Genomic DNA, 15,330 nt, shown 5'->3' with positions numbered 1-15,330 from the left:
CAAGCTATATTCGCTTAGAGATAGGCGTTTGTTACGTGTTTTGCTCGCATTTTCAGCCGAGCTCCTACCCAATCGCCTGAAGATAGCGGGCGATCGACGCATGAAATGCCGTTCTTGCGTCGCCGATGATGTTCTGCTGCCACCACGCGCCGTAGATGTCGTCGAATTCGAAAGGCTCAAGTGCCGCCGCGATGCGTCGCACGGCCGGCGCATTGAGCGGAATGTAGTTCGGATAGCTGTACATGAAGCTGACATGGCGACGCGTCGGCGTCACCTGCAATATGTCGCCGGACAGCAGGGCGTTACCGTCATCGCGTTTCCAATGCAGCACCTGGCCGCCGGCAAAATGGCCACCGCAACGCACGAGTGTCAGCGACGGGTTTATGGCCAGCGTCTCGCCCGCCCAGCTGACGATGGCGTTGTGCGGCCGCATAATCCACTGGCGGTCGTCGGCATGGAGATAGATCGGCACGCCGCCAAACGCCTCGCTCCACTCGACCATCACCGAATAATAGTGGCAGTGCGAAATGGCGATCGCGGCCAGGCCGCCGCGACGGTTGATTTCGGCTACCGCCTCGTCGCTCACCATCGAGATGCAATCCCACAGCACATTGCCGTGCGGCGTCTGCGCCAGCAGCGCCCGCTGGCCGATAGCAAAGCGCGGCTCGATGCCGAAAGCGAGAACGCCGGCATCGTCCTTCATCACAAGCCTATGCCCGGCAGAGAGTTCTTCCCCAGTGATCCAGGCCTGGCCTTCCCAGCGCACATATTGCCGCTCGTCCTCGCAGATCGGGCAATTTTCTGGAGGGGTCTGCGTTGCCGCGAACTGGACGCCGCATTGCGGGCAAAGAAAGCAGGTCATCGGTTTTCCTCTCATATCAATGCTTGCGTGAAAGCTGCTTGGTCGCGGCTTCCAGCCCGCCCATCGTCAGCGGGAACATGCGGCCGCCGAAGAGATCGCGGATCATCGCGATCGAATGGGTGAAGCCCCAGTTTTTCTGGTTTTCGGGGTTCAGCCAGACCGCATTCGGCCATTGCTGGATGAGGCGGCCAAGCCAGACGCTGCCGGCTTCCGGGTTCCAATGCTCGACCGAACCGCCGGGATGCGCGATCTCGTAAGGGCTCATCGAGGCATCGCCGACGACGATCACCTTGTAGTCGGGGCCGTATTTGTGAAGCAGATCGAAGGTCGGGATGGCCTCGGCATGCCTGCGCCGGTTGTCCTTCCAGACGCCCTCGTAAAGGCAGTTGTGGAAGTAAAAATATTCGAGCCGGCGGAATTCGGCGCGGGCGGCCGAAAACAGCTCCTCGACGCTTTTGATGTGGTCGTCCATCGAGCCGCCAACATCGAAGAACATCAAGAGCTTCACGGCGTTGCGCCGTTCGGGTCGCGTCTGCACATCGAGATAGCCGTGCTCGGCGGTGGCATGGATGGTGCCGGGCAGGTCGAACTCTTCCTCCGCACCCTCGCGCACCCAGCGGCGCAGGCGCTTCAGCGCCACCTTGATGTTGCGGGTGCCGAGCTCGACGGCGTCGTCGAAATTTTTGAACTCGCGCTTGTCCCAGACTTTCACCGCACGGCGATTGCGGCTTTCATGCTGGCCGATGCGCACGCCTTCGGGATTGTAGCCATAGGCGCCGAAAGGCGAGGTGCCGCCGGTACCAATCCATTTCGAGCCGCCCTGGTGGCGGCCTTTCTGCTCCTCCAGCCGCTGCTTCAGTGTCTCCATCAGCTTGTCGAAACCGCCGAGCGCCTCGATCAGTTTCTTCTCTTCCTCGGTCAGGTGCTTTTCGGCGAGCCGGCGCAGCCATTCCTCAGGGATGTTGGCGACATCGACGGCATCCGGTCCGGCGAGCGCCTCGATCCCATTGAAGACATGCGCAAACACCTGGTCGAAGCGGTCGATATGGCGTTCGTCCTTCACAAGCGCGGCGCGGGCGAGGTAATAAAAACCCTGGACGTCATAGTCGACCAGCCCGGCCTCCAGCCCTTCCAGCAGCGACAGATATTCCCTGAGCGAAACGGGAACCCGCGCGGCCTTTAGTTCGAGAAAGAAGGGGAGGAACATGGTTGGCCGTTATCTATGCCGAACGGTCACGGCGGAGTCGCCACGGGCACTGTCGATTTCGCCGGATTGCAGAAGATTTGCCACAGTACGTGGGTTGGGCATGGGCAAGTGCTTTGCGATGCGGGCTTCCGCCCATTCGCGCATAGCCGACGCGGCATCGGCTATCGCTTCAGCCGGGTTTGCGCCGGCCCCGTGGCAGCCGGCGAGATCGGGCATCCGCACTCCCCAAACGCCGTCACTGCCATCCAGGATTCCGACATAGCGGATCATTCGGCTCCTTCCGCGTTATTTCGATCGCGCTCGCATCATAGCAGATCATACTCGATAAACCCTGTCCGCCGCGCGACATGGTCGTAGAGCTTGCGCGCTGTGGCGTTGGTTTCGTGGGTCATCCAATAGACGTTCTTGACGCCGATCTTGCCGGCTTCCTGCTTGACCGCTTCAATGAGGGCCGCACCGATGCCCTTGCCGCGCACATCAGGGTCGGCGAACAGGTCCTGCAGGTAGCAGTTGTTTTTCTCCGACCAGCCGGAGCGGTGATAGAGATAATGGGTCAGGCCGACCGCCTTGCCGTCAAGCGTGGCGATAAACCCCTTCGGTTCGAATTCACCTTCCGTGAACAGTCGTTTCCAGGTGATGTCGTAGACCTCGTCCGGCAGCTTGGTCTCGTAGAAGGTGAGGTAGGCAGTCCACAGCCGCCGCCAGTCGGCATGGTCGGCCAGCGCCAGCGGGCGGACGGTGATCTCGGTCATTTCGGTTCCTCCAAAGCATGACCCGTTCCGGCGGAATCAGATCAGGTGCAGCTTCGCCTATACCACCGGCGAACTGTACTCGCGAAATGCGGTCGCCAGCATCTGCAGCGCGTCGCGCGCGCGCGGCGCCAGATTGTGCGAATGCAGCACCACTTCGGAAGGGTCAAGCGATGGAAGACCAAGTTTGCGGCCAACCTCGATCAGGCCGGGCGGAGCGACGCAGTGAGCCAGCGCCGAAACGGCAAAGCCCGCCGATATCGCAATGTTGACGGCCGCGCCGCCGCCGCCGACGAAGGCCTCCTCCCAGGCGATGCCTGCTTTGTCCAGCGCCTCGACCGCCCGCACGCGGTCCGGACAGTTGCACACGGTGCTTAAGAGCGCGAGGCGCAACGGCGTTCCGCGCTGCCACTCGAAGGAAGGTGCTGCGAACCAGCCATAGTGGTTGCGCGACAAGGTCCGGCCAGGACGGCTGTCGCCTTCGCGGTGCACGATGACTGCATCGAGCTCGCCGTGATCGAAAGCTTCCTTGAGCACCGTGCTGGTGTCGATCCTCAAACTGAGCGTCAGCGATGGATCGTGCGCATGGAGCTGGGCAATCAGAATGGACAGCGCCGGACCGGCGGCATGATCGACAAAGCCGAGCGCAAGCCGGCATGGTGCTGACGCAAACTCCGCCATGGCGCGCTCGTGCGCGGCAAGGAAGTCGCGCGCGGCGGGGAGGAAGACGGCGCCTCGTGCCGACAGGCTGACGCGGCGCGGCGTTCTTTCGATCAATCGCGCGCCGAGCTTCTCCTCGAGACGGCGCAGCTTGACGCTGATCGTCGCCTGCGTGCTGCCCAGCGCCAATGCCGCCTGGGTGAAGCTCTGCAGATCGGCCACCATCACGAAGGTTCGTACGGCGTCCACATCAAGACTGGTCATCGCAGCACTCCATTGGGCCAATCATTCCGTTTTGTCATTTCTGATATAGCCGAGCATAGTCTTTTTTCATGGTCAAGTCTCCTCTATGTCAAACTGGTCGCGGTTTGAAGAGCGCCTCCTGCTCGGATGGAAAGAGATCGATATGCCAATTCAACGAAACACCATCGCGCTCACCGGCGTGTGCTTGGCGTCGCTCTTGTTCGGGCTCGAAATCTCCAGCGTGCCGGTGATCCTGCCGAAACTGGAAAGCGTGCTCGCCGCCAATTTTAGGGATTTGCAGTGGATCATGAATGCCTACACCATCGCCTGCACGACGGTGCTTATGGCGACGGGGACATTGGCCGACCGTTTCGGCCGCAAGAGCGTGATGGTGATCACCACCGTCGCCTTCGGCCTCGCCTCGCTGCTGTGCGGCCTAGCGCCGAGTGCGGCGCTGCTGATCGCCGCCCGCTTCCTGCAAGGTCTCGCCGGCGGCGCGATGCTGACCTGCAGCGTCGCCGTGCTGTCGCATCAGTTCCAGGACGGCCGCGAACGCGGCAAGGCTTTCGTCGCCTGGAGCGTCGTCTCAGGCATCGGGCTCGGTTTCGGGCCCGCCATCGGTGGCTTGATCGTGGCGCTGTCGAACTGGCAATGGGTGTTCCTCATCCACGTGCCGCTGGCGATCCTGGCGCTCGCCTTTATCGGCGCCGGCGTCACGCAATCGCGCGATCACAATGCCCAGAAACTCGACTGGGCCGGCATGCTGACGCTGTCGGCTTCTGTCTTCGGCTTCTCCTATCTGATCACGCAGGGTGCGGATCTCGGGACCAGCGCCCGCATCGGCGTGATATCAGCCTCCGTGGCTGCGTTCATCGCTTTCCTTGTCGCCGAGAGGGTCAATCCCTATCCGATGTTCGATTTCTCCGTGTTCCGCATCCGCCAGTTTTCCGGCGCGATCATGGGCGCCATCGGCATGAATTTCAGCTACTGGCCATTCATCATCTATCTGCCGATCTATTATTCGGGCGTGCTTGGCTATGACAGCACGACGACCGGCCTGCTGCTGCTCGTCTACACGCTGCCCTTCATGGTGATGCCGCCGATCGCCGAGCGGCTGCGCGCGCGCTATCAAGCGCGGACTGCCATCCCGCTCGGCCTTTTGACATTGGGGATCGGGTTCATCGCCATGTGGATCGGCTCCGGGCTCGAGGGCGCCACCTGGCTGACCATGCTGCCCGGCACGCTGATTGCCGGCATCGGCATCGGTCTCACCAATTCGCCGACCACCAACACCACGACCGGCGCGGTGTCGCCGGATCGCGCCGGCATGGCGTCCGGCATCGATATCAGCGCACGCCTGATCACGCTCGCCATCAACATTGCGGTGCTCGGCCTGTTGCTGACGCAGGGGATCGTTTCCCACCTGCGGACCACACTCGGCGCGGCTTTGGAGCCGAACGAGTTGCGGGCGCTGGCGGAAAGGATCGCCACCGGCAATCTGGAGGGCCTTGCGCAGAGGACACCGAAGCTCGCAACCCTCGACCCATCCGGCGCCATCGTGCATGCCGCCCTGGTCAATGGCTTCGGCTGGGTCATGCTCTATTGCGGGATCGGCGTTCTTGCCCTGTCGGTCATCGGTTTCGTCATCTTCGGACCGAAACGCGTCGCGCCGCAGGAGAGAGGGTTTGCTCCCGCCGAGTAAGCTGCGGAAGCGTGCTCATAGCTGTTAGCTAACCGCCGATCCTCACCCCTGCCTTCGCGCCATGAACGCCAGGCGCTCGAACAGATGCACATCCTGCTCGTTCTTCAACAGCGCGCCATGCAGCTTGGGCAGCGCGTTCTTCGGATCGGCGCGCAAATCCTCGGGTGCGATGTCGTCGGCGACCAGCAGGCGGATCCAGTCGAGCGCCTCGGAGGTCGACGGCTTCTTCTTCAGCCCCGGCACATCGCGGATCTCGTAGAACTGGGTGAGGGCTGCCCGTACCAAATTCTGCTTTATGCCGGGATAGTGCACGTCGACGATTTTGTGCAGCGTCTCGACATCGGGAAAGCGGATGTAGTGGAAGAAGCAGCGGCGCAGGAAGGCGTCGGGCAGTTCCTTCTCATTGTTGGAGGTTATGATGACGATGGGGCGCACAGCGGCGCGGATCGTCTCGCCGGTTTCGTAGACGAAGAACTCCATTCGATCGAGTTCCTGCAGCAGGTCGTTGGGGAATTCAATATCGGCCTTGTCGATCTCGTCGATCAACAGCACGACCTTCTTGCCAGCCGCGAAGGCGTCCCAGAGCTTGCCGCGCTTGATGTAGTTTTTGATGTCGTTGAACCTGGCATCGCCGAGCTGGCTGTCGCGCAGCCGCGAGACAGCATCATATTCATACAGTCCCTGCTGCGCACGGGTGGTCGACTTGACGTGCCATTCGATCAGGTCGAGGCCGAGCGCCGATGCCACCTGGCGGGCAAGCTCGGTCTTGCCGGTGCCCGGCTCGCCCTTGACCAGCAATGGCCGCTCCAGCGCGATCGCGGCGTTCACCGCCACCATCAGATCCTTGTCGGCGACATAGGCCGCCGTGCCTTCGAAACGCATACTTGCTCCTCGGTTGGTGAGCGCGACCGTAAGGACGCTGCTTGACCTGTGCAAGGGCGAGCCGGCTGCGACGCAAGCGTGTGAGATCGAAATGGAAACATCGGCTCATGTCACTAGCGCTTGACCGACCAGCCGCCTATATTGGGCTTGGCGGTCTGCGCTTCCCGGCAGGAGAACATTTTCCCCGGGGCCTTAACGATCCTTAGGGAGCTGTCCCTGGGAAGACCCGTGGGTTTTCTCATACGGCGCCCACCTACTTTGTAGGTTCCCGGGATCGCTCTCTCCACCGGTTGTGTGGATCGTCACTTACCTGTATCCGCCCAGTTTGGCGGATGATGTGGTAGAAAACGTCGCTCATGAAACGTCACCCAGATCCGACCTTTTCTATCGTCCGCGCATGACATCTCCCAAAGCCCTGAAAAAGCAGCTGCGCCTCGAGGCACTCGGCCGCCGCGATGCGCTCGATCCGCTGTGGCGGGTGGAGATCGCGCTTGAGATGGCCGAGACGGCGCGCGACCACCTCGCCATCGAGCCGGGTCAGATCGTTTCAGCTTTCTGGCCGATGCGATCGGAAGTCGACATCAGGCCGCTGATGTTCGCCTTGCGCGAGAAGGGGGCCAGGCTTTGCCTGCCGGCCATCCTCGACAAGACCACCATCGTCTTTCGCGAACTGGTGCGCGGCGCGCCGATGGTCGAGATGGGTTTTGGCACGGTCGGTCCGCATGCGGAGGCCGAGGTTCTCGATCCCGCGGTGATGCTGGTGCCGCTCGCGGCCTTCGACAGCCGCGGTCATCGCATCGGGTATGGCGCCGGCTATTACGACCGCGCCATCGCCAAGCTGATCGACAAGGGCCAGCCGCCACGACTGATCGGCATCGCCTTCGATTGCCAGGAGGTGGGTCTGGTGCCGGATGAGGCGCACGACGTCATCATCCCGGAAATACTGACCGAGAGCGGTTTGCGCCGCTTCGATATCGCTTAAAAGACCGCGATCCCGCTTAACGCGTTTCCAAGACGTGCCGGATAGTATTCCGGCAACACAGTCCGAGCCGATGGCGGCCATCATGTTTGTCTTCGCACGCTTCCTGCTGATGCCGTTCGTCCTCATAGCGGTGACGCTGTTCGCGATGGCATTGCACATTTCCGGAACGGCCCTGCACCACCAGTTCGCCTGGCATCAGACGGTTGCCACAGTGACGGATGTCAGTTCCTACAGCGAAGCCCAGGGTAATGGCCTCACCACGAAAGGCATCAACGTCGCTGTCACCTATGTCGCGAACGATGCACCGATGACGTGGTCCGGCAAGGGAAAGGACATCGGCCTCTACACGGCGTCGAAAGGCGACGCGGTGGAGTTGTATTACAACCCTGCCAATCCATCGATCCTCGATACCGCGGCGATGAAGGGCTGGCGCGGCGGGCTGTTGCTCCTGGCCGCTACTGGTGGGTTCACTGTTTTCTACGTGTGGTTCTTCTGGCTGCGCGGACGCACCGCACCGCCGGCGTCACCGATGATACCTTCGGCAGTTCGCGTCGCGGGCGCGAGCGCAAAGCCGTCTCAACAGCAGCGTGGTACTTTCGGCCGGCGTTAGCGCCAATCGCCCGGGTAGCGCTTGCCTAGCGTCCGTGCCTCTGGATAGAAGTGGGCATGAGACTTCTCTTCCTCGGCGACATGGTGGGCAAATCGGGACGTACGGCGGTGCGGGAACAACTGCCCAGCCTGATCTCGGATTTCAAACTCGACTTCGTCATCGTCAATGGCGAGAACGCCGCCGGCGGCTTCGGCATCACCGAAGACATTTTTCGCGACACCATCGCCGCCGGTGCCGATGTCGTCACCACCGGCAACCATGTCTGGGACCAGCGCGACGCACTGATCTTCGCGCCGCGCGAGGAGCGCTTTTTGCGCCCGTCCAACTTCCCCAAGGGAACGCCGGGGCGCGGCTCCGGCGTCTATATCGCCAAAAACGGTGCGCGCGTGCTGGTCGCCAACATCATGGGCCGGGTGTTCATGCATCCCGAGCTCGACGATCCGTTCCAGGCTGGCGAGCGCGAGCTGGCCGCCTGTCCGCTGGGCGAGCAGGCCGATGCCGTGGTCATCGACTTCCATGCCGAAGCGACCTCGGAGAAAATGTGCTTCGCGCATTTCGTCGACGGCCGCGCCAGCCTCGTCATCGGCACCCATACGCACCAGCCGACGGCCGACCACCAGATCCTCAATGGCGGCACCGGCTACATGTCCGATGCCGGCATGTGCGGAGACTATGATTCCTCGCTCGGCATGGACAAGGAAGAGCCGCTCAACCGCTTCCTGTCGAAAGTTCCGAAAGGCCGCTTCGAGGCGGCCACCGGACCGGCGACATTGTGCGGCGTCGGCGTCGACATTTCCGACCGGACGGGCCTGGCCGAAAAGATCGCGCCGTTTCGCCGCGGGCCTCGGCTTGAAGAAACCGCGCCATCCTTCTGGTCGTGACATTGATATGGTGGAATATAGTACCTAACTGGCGACGAAACTGCTCTAGATCGTAGAGGGGACGACCTCCATGCAGCTCGTTGAATTCCTGGCGCCGCATTTTCAATTTGTTTCCGATCCAACCGCGTGGGTCGCGTTGCTGACGCTGATCGTGCTCGAGGTCGTGCTCGGCATCGATAATCTGATCTTCATCTCGATCCTGACCAACAAATTGCCGGAAGCGCAGCGCGCCCGCGCCCGGCGTCTCGGCATCTCGGCGGCGCTGATCATGCGGCTGGTGCTGCTCGCAACCATCTCCATCATCGTGCAGCTGACGACGCCGGTGTTCACAGCGTTCGGCCATGGCTTTTCCTGGCGCGACCTGATCCTGATCGCCGGCGGCCTGTTCCTGGTCTGGAAGGCGACCAAGGAAATCCACCACACCGTCGATCCCGACGACCACAAGGATACGATGATGGGCGAGACGCTGCAGATCTCGCTTGCCGGCGCCATCTTCCAGATCCTGCTGCTCGATCTCGTCTTTTCGATCGATTCGATCATCACCGCCGTCGGCATGACCGACGAGATTGCCATCATGTACATCGCCGTGATCGTGGCGGTGAGCGTGATGATGCTGGCGGCCGGGCCGCTGGCCAATTTCATCGCCAAGAACCCGAGCATCGTCATGCTGGCGCTGGGCTTCCTGCTGATGATCGGCATGACGCTGATCGCCGACGGCATGGGCTATCATGTGCCGAAGGGCTACATCTACGCCGCGATGGGCTTTTCCGCCCTGGTCGAGGGCCTCAACATGCTGGCGCGGCGAAGGAAGAAATCCAGCGGTGGGCATTGAGGCTGGGCGATCGGGGCGATCCTAGCGCCCCGGCACGCCCTTCGGATAACGGTCGCCGATCAGGCCAAGCGACAGGCCCTGTTCCAGCCATGCCTTTGCGCCGGCAAGAACCAGTGCGAAGCCGTCGGTCGAGCCGACCGCCTGCTTGACCTGCTCGTCGGCGGTGCCGGCGAAGCCGAAATTGCTGACCTCAAGAAAGGTCGCACCGTCAGGCGTTTCGGCGCCGGGCATCTCCGTGAATGTCCAGACCACAGTGGTCGGCGGATCGCTCCATTGCATGACGATCTTCTTGTTCTCGACGATCTCGCTGACATTGACCATCGCCGAGGCCCCGTACATGCGCCACTCCCAGTGAACCTCTTTGCGGCTATCCAGCCGGCCGCTACTGTGGGTAAACCAGAATTTCGTGGTGATGGCCGGGTCGACGATCGCCTCGAAGACCTCGGCGACCGGCCGCCTGATCAGCATGCCGGCTTCGGCAGTCGGCGTTTTGTGAATTTCCATCGATGCTCCTTTCCTTGTCCGGTTTGCGCTCACCAGGCGTCAGGCTCGCGCACCATGTCAACGATGCTGGCCGGGTTGGCGATCCAGAAGCCGCGAAAGCCTTCGCCCAGGGGCTCGACCGCGTCGCAACGGACGACGCCGGCCTTGGCGAGATGATCCGCAATGGCTGCAGAATTGTCGGTGAAAAGCTCAAGCCAGACTTCGGCCTGGCTCAGCATCGGCGCCTCGTCGATCCACAGACGGTTTGGGCCAAGCTCGAAGCCGATGGCCGGCGTCTTGGCGGTGAATGGATTCAAGCCGACGACGTCGCGATAGAAGGCGATCGTCGCCTCGTACTGATGTGACGGGACTTTCATGGCGATGTTGATTCCACCTGTCATTTTCGCGGTCATTGCGGGCTCCGTTGCGCGGTTCATCTGTTTGTCTCGTTGGCCGGCTCGCCCCTCATCTCGCCGCGGTAGTAGCCGTCGCGCAGGTTGATGCCGTATTCGACATAGGCCTTCATGCAAGCCAGCATCTGCGACCAGCCCTCGCAATTGAGGTAGGATTTCTGCAGGCCGACCACGCCTTCCGGCCAGCCGGATTCAGCAATGGTCACAAGGGTGCCGCCATCGTCCAGCGGCTCGAAGTTCATCTCGATGCGTGTCTTGTAGGCCGGCCTGTCCTCGGCATCTGTGGCATCCCAGCGCAACACGATGCGGCTGTCCTTGACCACTTCATCGACCTCGACCGGCACTTTTCCCCACCAGACGACACCGATGCCGGCTTCCAGCGGGCCGCTGGCGCCGCCGATGGTGGTGAAATAGCCGCTGAGCTTCTCCGGATTGACGACTGCGTCGAAGACTTCTGCGACCGGTTTGCCGATGCGTCCGGAAACTCTGAATCCAAGAGACATATCCACAGCTCCTTCCTTGATTGGCTCGACGATATGTTATAGAAACATAACATGTCAAGCCAAACCGCGGACGATCACGTTTTCAAGGCGTTGGCGCATCCGCGCCGTCGCGAATTGCTGGATCGGCTGAAGGATGCGCCGCAGACGACCGGCATGTTGTGCGAGGCGTTTCCCGACATCGATCGCTGCACCGTCATGCTGCATCTCAAGGTGCTGGAAGAAGCCGAACTGGTGGTGGCAAAGCGCCAAGGGCGAGAGCGCTGGAACCATCTCAACGCCCTGCCGATCAAGCACATCCACGACCGCTGGATCAGCCAGTATGCCGGCCATGCGCTCAGCATTATCGACCGGCTGAAATCCGATCTGGAGGGCTGAACCGGCGCGGCTGGACGAATTGAGCCGATTTATCTATAAGCCGGCCATTCCGACAGAGAACGCCGTGCATCCATCGCGTTGCACCTTAGACGGCTCTGAAATTTGAATTCGAGTACCCGGGAAGACGAGGTGAGACCACCTCGCTTCGGGATGCTCTAGCCGAAGACGACAGGGGTGCCATGGCTGGCCATTCACAGTTCAAGAACATCATGCACCGCAAGGGCCGCCAGGATGCGGTGCGGTCGAAAATGTTTTCCAAGCTGGCGCGCGAAATCACCGTCGCCGCCAAGAGCGGGACGCCCGACCCATCGATGAACCCGCGTTTGCGCCTGGCCATCCAGAACGCCAAGGCGGTGTCGATGCCGAAGGACAACATCCAGCGCGCCATCAACAAGGCGTCGATGGGCGATGCCGAGAATTACGAAGCGGTGCGCTATGAAGGCTATGGGCCAGGCGGCGTGGCGCTGATCGTCGAGGCGCTGACTGACAACCGCAACCGCTCGGCCTCCAACGTGCGCGCCGCCTTCACCAAAGCCGGCGGTGCGCTTGGTGAAACCGGCTCGGTGTCGTTCATGTGGAACCGCGCCGGCGAGATTTACTATCCGGCCTCCGCCGGCAGCGCCGACAAGGTGATGGACGCGGCGATCGAGGCCGGCGCCGATGACGTCGAGTCCGACGAGGAAGGCCACACCATCTACTGCGCGTTCGAGAGTATGGGCGAAGTGTCTAAGGCGCTGGAAGCCTCGCTTGGCGAGGCCGAATCGGTGAAGCCGATCTGGCAGCCGCAGAACAATGTCCCGGTCGACGAAGAGCGGGCGCAATCGCTGATGAAACTGGTGGCAACGCTCGAGGACGATGACGACGTGCAGAGCGTCTACGCCAATTTCGAGGTTGACGACGAGACCATGGCCAAGCTCAGCGCGGCATGATCGACCAGGACATTGGCGGAACTCAATCCGACATGAGCGAGCTGCACATCATCCGCATCACCTATTGCACGCAGTGCCAGTGGCTGCTGCGGGCCGGCTGGATGGCGCAGGAGCTGCTCTCCACCTTCGGCACGGATCTCGGTGAAGTGACGCTGGTGCCGGGCACAGGCGGCATCTTCACCGTTTCCTGCAACGATGTGCTGATCTGGGACCGCAAGCGCGACGGCGGCTTTCCCGATGCCGCCAGGCTCAAGCAGCTGGTGCGCGACGTCATCGATCCGGACCGGGATCTAGGCCATTCCGACCACAAGGGTCACACGCAAAACGACCCCGCTTGAGGCGAGGTCTTCTGCATTTCGGAGTGCCATTCTTCAGAGTAATGCGAAGATGAAGCTGGCCATCGACACGATGGCGGTGATGGTGCGGACGTGGTTCCACATCACCCATTGATTCAGATGGTTCGCCCACACGGCTGCGCCATCGGCGCTGGCCGGGTCGACGGCGGCGAGCGCATCGTTGAGCGGCACATTGAAGACCATGGTCACGATCGGGTTGCCGATCAAATAGATCACGGCGCCGGCAAGCAGCCAGTATGAGCCGGACTGGCTCCACCCCATGAGAACGGCGGCGATAAGCACCAGACAGAGCAGGCCGGTGCCGAACAGCGCCGTCATGAAGGTGGGCGTGATCACCGTGATGTTGATCGAATTCATCGCTGCGATGCCTTGGGGGACCGGCAGCCGGGCAAGCGCCGCCATGATAAAGTTGGAAAAGGCGAAGAACACGCCGCCGACGACGCCCGAGCCGATTGCAGCGATGATGGTGAGGGTGGGAAAAAGCTTGATCATCTCAGTTGCTCCAGATGCCGGTTGCAGCGGTTTCATTTGCGTAGGCGGAAAAGTCTTTCGGCGCGCGGCCGAGCACACGCTGGACGCCGTCGGTCAGCGTCTCGTTGCGGCCGTCAAGCACTTCGGTGAACAGCTCGTTGAGAAGCCAGGCGATTTCGGGCGGCAGTTCGTATGCCGCCGTCGCGGCGGTGAATTCGTCATGCGAGCTCTTGATATAGCGGATGTCGCGGCCGGTCGCCTTGGCGATCTCGGCAACCGCGTCGGCGAAGCTTAGCAGCCGCGGCCCGGTCAGCTCATAGAGCTGGCCGACATGACCCGGTTCGGTCAGCGCAACGAAGGCAGCATCGGCGATGTCGTCGACATCGACGAAGGGCTCGCCAACAGGGCCGACAGGCAAAGCCACTTCGCCTTGCCGCAAGGACTCGACGAGAAAACCTTCGCTGAAATTCTGCGAAAACCAAGCGCAACGCAGGATCGTCCAGTCAGCGCCCGAGGCTTTGACCATCTCTTCGGCGCGCTGGGCTTCGGTCTCGCCGCGGCCGGAGAGCAGCACTATGCGGGTGACGCCATTTGCCACCGCAAGCCTGGCGAAGGCGCCGACGGTCTCGGCGGCGCCCGGCACGGCGATGTCGGGATAGTAACTGATGTACACGGCGCCCAAGCCCTGCATGGCAGGCTCCCAGGTCGCCGGAACCTCCCAGTCGAAGCGGGGGCTGCCGGAACGCGAGCCGATGCGCACGGGAATGCCCTGTGAGGTCAGCCGCTCGGCGAGGCGACGGCCGGTCTTGCCAGTGCCACCGAGGATCAGGACTGGTTTGGTGTCGGTCATTGTGGGTTTCCTTTGTTTACAAACATGAGTAATCCTCACATTTGCAAAACGTGATAAACCCTCGTATTTTGGGAGTCAAGCCGTTTGTTGGCAGATTTTGTCGAGGCCGGAGGCCGTCATGGAAGACACAGCAACGCCCGCATCTGCCCAGGAGCAGGTCGCATCGCCGCGACGGGCGCCCACCCAGCAGCGCAGCCGCGAGCGGGTCGAGCGCATGCTGGCCGCAGCCTCGGCGCTGATTGCCGAGCAAGGCAGCGACGCCATGCGCATGGGCGAGGTGGCGGAACGGGCCGCGGTGTCGATCGGCTCGCTCTACCAGTTCTTTCCCGACAAGCGGGCGATCGTCTGGGCGCTGGCCGAGCGCTACACCGCCGAAAGCCAGGCCTGCATCTCCTCGGCGCTCAAGGATGTCGTCGACGCCGAGGGCCTGCGGCAGGCGTTTTCGGAGCTGGTCGATATCTACTACCAGCTGTTCCTGGCCGAGCCGGTGATGCGCGACATCTGGTCGGGCACCCAGGCTGACAAGGCGCTGCGCCAGCTCGAACTTGCCGACAGCCGGGCGAATGCCGAATTCCTGACCACGGTGCTGAAGCGGCTGCATCCCGGTGCCGATCCGGTGGCGCTGGAGACGACGGCCTTCCTTGTCTGGCAGATGGGCGAGGCTGCCGTGCGGCTGGCGATCTCGGTCGACCGGCAGGAGGGCGACAGGCTGGTCGCCGCCTACAAGCGCATGGCGCTGCGGGAATTAGTCGGCGCCTGACCGGTGTCGCCCGCCTTCATTTTGTCTCGCCTGGCAACGGCATGGCCGCGAGATTTCGCTTCGACGGTCCGATGCTCCAGCCGCCAAGCCTTCGGGCTCAAGCCTGTCACGCGCAGGAACTCGCGGTTGACGTTCGATTTGCTGAGAAACCCGGCGTCGAACATGATGCGGGTGATGGGTTCGTCGCTGGCCGCCAGCAGGCGGCAGGCTTCGCCGATGCGCTGGTCGTTGACATATTGCGACACGCTCGATCCGTGGATGCGGTTGACCGTCGACGACACTTGCCGCGCCGGCAGGCCGAGGCGCCTGGCGATACGGCCGAGGTTGAGGTCAACGTCCCTGTAGAGTTCTTTTGACCGCATCAGCGCGTCGACCGCCGCCGCGACCGCGGAATCCTCGCTCGTCGCCCGTGGCGTAGCTTGCTCGGTGACCGCGTCGGCGTCCTTCGTCGACAGTTCGCTTGCCAACACTGCCGGTGCCAAACCCTCGATCGTCATCAAAGGCGATTTCGTCCGCGCCACGATCCGCTGAACAAAAAACCCGCCACAAGGGCGGGTTCCTGATCTGCGAAAGCCGATAG

Annotated in this window: 21 protein-coding genes and 1 other RNA gene; 10 read left to right on the top strand and 12 right to left on the bottom strand. The window is 62.2% G+C overall.

The features are described 5' to 3' along the window. Window positions 1-64: 64 nt before the first annotated feature. The 5 genes from X750_RS153445 to X750_RS153460 are packed head-to-tail and all read right to left on the bottom strand — an operon-like array spanning window position 65 to window position 3,742. Window positions 65-862, bottom strand: a complete 798-nt coding sequence (locus X750_RS153445) for a hypothetical protein (RefSeq protein ID WP_023704917.1) — start codon at window positions 860-862, stop codon at window positions 65-67. 16 nt (window positions 863-878) lie between these two features. Then, the gene (locus tag X750_RS153450) at window positions 879-2,069 is read right to left on the bottom strand and encodes a VWA domain-containing protein (RefSeq protein WP_023704916.1); all 1,191 of its coding nucleotides are present in this window, start codon (window positions 2,067-2,069) and stop codon (window positions 879-881) included. Between the two features lie 9 nt (window positions 2,070-2,078). Continuing rightward, window positions 2,079-2,339: a type II toxin-antitoxin system HicB family antitoxin gene (locus tag X750_RS0132565; RefSeq protein WP_050485875.1), complete on the bottom strand. Its 261-nt coding sequence runs from the start codon at window positions 2,337-2,339 to the stop codon at window positions 2,079-2,081. 35 nt (window positions 2,340-2,374) lie between these two features. Then, a complete protein-coding gene (locus X750_RS153455; protein ID WP_023668728.1) occupies window positions 2,375-2,821 on the bottom strand; it encodes a GNAT family N-acetyltransferase in 447 nt (148 codons plus the stop codon). 57 nt (window positions 2,822-2,878) lie between these two features. Then, window positions 2,879-3,742 carry a LysR family transcriptional regulator gene (locus X750_RS153460; RefSeq protein ID WP_023704914.1) on the bottom strand — a complete coding sequence of 288 codons (864 nt, stop codon included), beginning with the start codon at window positions 3,740-3,742 and terminating at the stop codon, window positions 2,879-2,881. 142 nt (window positions 3,743-3,884) lie between these two features. Between X750_RS153460 and X750_RS153465 the strand changes: the two genes are divergently transcribed. Next, complete coding sequence (locus X750_RS153465) at window positions 3,885-5,423, top strand: MFS transporter (RefSeq protein ID WP_023704913.1); 1,539 nt, start codon at window positions 3,885-3,887, stop codon at window positions 5,421-5,423. Window positions 5,424-5,465: 42 nt separating this feature from the next. On the opposite strand, the gene X750_RS153470 is transcribed toward X750_RS153465, so the two are convergent. Further along, the gene (locus tag X750_RS153470) at window positions 5,466-6,305 is read right to left on the bottom strand and encodes a MoxR family ATPase (RefSeq protein WP_023704912.1); all 840 of its coding nucleotides are present in this window, start codon (window positions 6,303-6,305) and stop codon (window positions 5,466-5,468) included. Window positions 6,306-6,454: 149 nt separating this feature from the next. Here X750_RS153470 and ssrS point away from each other — a divergent pair. The 5 genes from ssrS (at window position 6,455) to X750_RS153490 (ending at window position 9,610) form a co-directional block, all read left to right on the top strand. Then, a non-coding RNA gene (ssrS, locus tag X750_RS1000000164320) (6S RNA) lies at window positions 6,455-6,610 on the top strand. Between the two features lie 92 nt (window positions 6,611-6,702). Further along, complete coding sequence (locus X750_RS153475; protein WP_023704911.1) at window positions 6,703-7,287, top strand: 5-formyltetrahydrofolate cyclo-ligase; 585 nt, start codon at window positions 6,703-6,705, stop codon at window positions 7,285-7,287. Between the two features lie 82 nt (window positions 7,288-7,369). Next, complete coding sequence (locus X750_RS153480; RefSeq protein WP_198020355.1) at window positions 7,370-7,897, top strand: DUF3592 domain-containing protein; 528 nt, start codon at window positions 7,370-7,372, stop codon at window positions 7,895-7,897. Between the two features lie 56 nt (window positions 7,898-7,953). Next, entirely contained in the window at window positions 7,954-8,778 is an 825-nt protein-coding gene (locus tag X750_RS153485; protein WP_023704909.1) for a YmdB family metallophosphoesterase, read from the top strand. Window positions 8,779-8,848: 70 nt separating this feature from the next. Next, complete coding sequence (locus X750_RS153490) at window positions 8,849-9,610, top strand: TerC family protein (protein ID WP_023704908.1); 762 nt, start codon at window positions 8,849-8,851, stop codon at window positions 9,608-9,610. 21 nt (window positions 9,611-9,631) lie between these two features. Here the strand turns inward: X750_RS153490 and X750_RS153495 are convergent, their stop codons facing one another. Genes X750_RS153495 through X750_RS153505 form a run of 3 tightly spaced genes read right to left on the bottom strand, consistent with a single transcriptional unit; the run spans window position 9,632 to window position 11,009 of the window. Continuing rightward, a complete protein-coding gene (locus X750_RS153495; RefSeq protein WP_023704907.1) occupies window positions 9,632-10,114 on the bottom strand; it encodes an SRPBCC family protein in 483 nt (160 codons plus the stop codon). A 29-nt stretch (window positions 10,115-10,143) separates the two neighbouring features. Next, window positions 10,144-10,506 (bottom strand): glyoxalase/bleomycin resistance/dioxygenase family protein, encoded by a 363-nt coding sequence (locus X750_RS153500; protein WP_023704906.1) that lies wholly within the window; start codon window positions 10,504-10,506, stop codon window positions 10,144-10,146. Between the two features lie 20 nt (window positions 10,507-10,526). Next, the gene (locus X750_RS153505) at window positions 10,527-11,009 is read right to left on the bottom strand and encodes an SRPBCC domain-containing protein (protein ID WP_023704905.1); all 483 of its coding nucleotides are present in this window, start codon (window positions 11,007-11,009) and stop codon (window positions 10,527-10,529) included. 51 nt (window positions 11,010-11,060) lie between these two features. Here X750_RS153505 and X750_RS153510 point away from each other — a divergent pair, with 51 nt between their 5' ends. The 3 genes from X750_RS153510 to X750_RS153520 all read left to right on the top strand — a co-directional run bounded on the left by X750_RS153510 (window position 11,061) and on the right by X750_RS153520 (window position 12,651). After that, a complete protein-coding gene (locus X750_RS153510; protein ID WP_023668739.1) occupies window positions 11,061-11,384 on the top strand; it encodes a helix-turn-helix domain-containing protein in 324 nt (107 codons plus the stop codon). A gap of 179 nt (window positions 11,385-11,563) precedes the next feature. Then, window positions 11,564-12,313 (top strand): YebC/PmpR family DNA-binding transcriptional regulator, encoded by a 750-nt coding sequence (locus X750_RS153515; protein WP_023668740.1) that lies wholly within the window; start codon window positions 11,564-11,566, stop codon window positions 12,311-12,313. Window positions 12,314-12,345: 32 nt separating this feature from the next. Then, window positions 12,346-12,651, top strand: a complete 306-nt coding sequence (locus X750_RS153520) for a SelT/SelW/SelH family protein (protein ID WP_031196453.1) — start codon at window positions 12,346-12,348, stop codon at window positions 12,649-12,651. A gap of 33 nt (window positions 12,652-12,684) precedes the next feature. Here the strand turns inward: X750_RS153520 and X750_RS153525 are convergent, their stop codons facing one another. Together X750_RS153525 and X750_RS153530 are read right to left on the bottom strand one after the other, a co-directional pair. Beyond that, the gene (locus X750_RS153525) at window positions 12,685-13,161 is read right to left on the bottom strand and encodes a DUF1772 domain-containing protein (RefSeq protein WP_023747300.1); all 477 of its coding nucleotides are present in this window, start codon (window positions 13,159-13,161) and stop codon (window positions 12,685-12,687) included. A 1-nt stretch (window position 13,162) separates the two neighbouring features. Continuing rightward, window positions 13,163-13,990 (bottom strand): NAD(P)H-binding protein, encoded by an 828-nt coding sequence (locus tag X750_RS153530; RefSeq protein ID WP_023704902.1) that lies wholly within the window; start codon window positions 13,988-13,990, stop codon window positions 13,163-13,165. Window positions 13,991-14,108: 118 nt separating this feature from the next. On the opposite strand from X750_RS153530, the gene X750_RS153535 reads away from it, so the two are divergent. Further along, window positions 14,109-14,750: a TetR/AcrR family transcriptional regulator gene (locus tag X750_RS153535; protein WP_023704901.1), complete on the top strand. Its 642-nt coding sequence runs from the start codon at window positions 14,109-14,111 to the stop codon at window positions 14,748-14,750. On the opposite strand, the gene X750_RS0132560 is transcribed toward X750_RS153535, so the two are convergent. Next, window positions 14,711-15,247: an AraC family transcriptional regulator gene (locus tag X750_RS0132560; protein WP_023747299.1), complete on the bottom strand. Its 537-nt coding sequence runs from the start codon at window positions 15,245-15,247 to the stop codon at window positions 14,711-14,713. The genes X750_RS153535 and X750_RS0132560 overlap by 40 nt on opposite strands. Between the last annotated feature and the right edge of the window lie 83 nt (window positions 15,248-15,330).

It is taken from the genome of Mesorhizobium sp. LNJC391B00 (assembly GCF_000502535.1).
Classification (GTDB): Bacteria; Pseudomonadota; Alphaproteobacteria; order Rhizobiales; family Rhizobiaceae; genus Mesorhizobium.
This window is presented reverse-complemented; position numbering and strand designations above follow the sequence as displayed.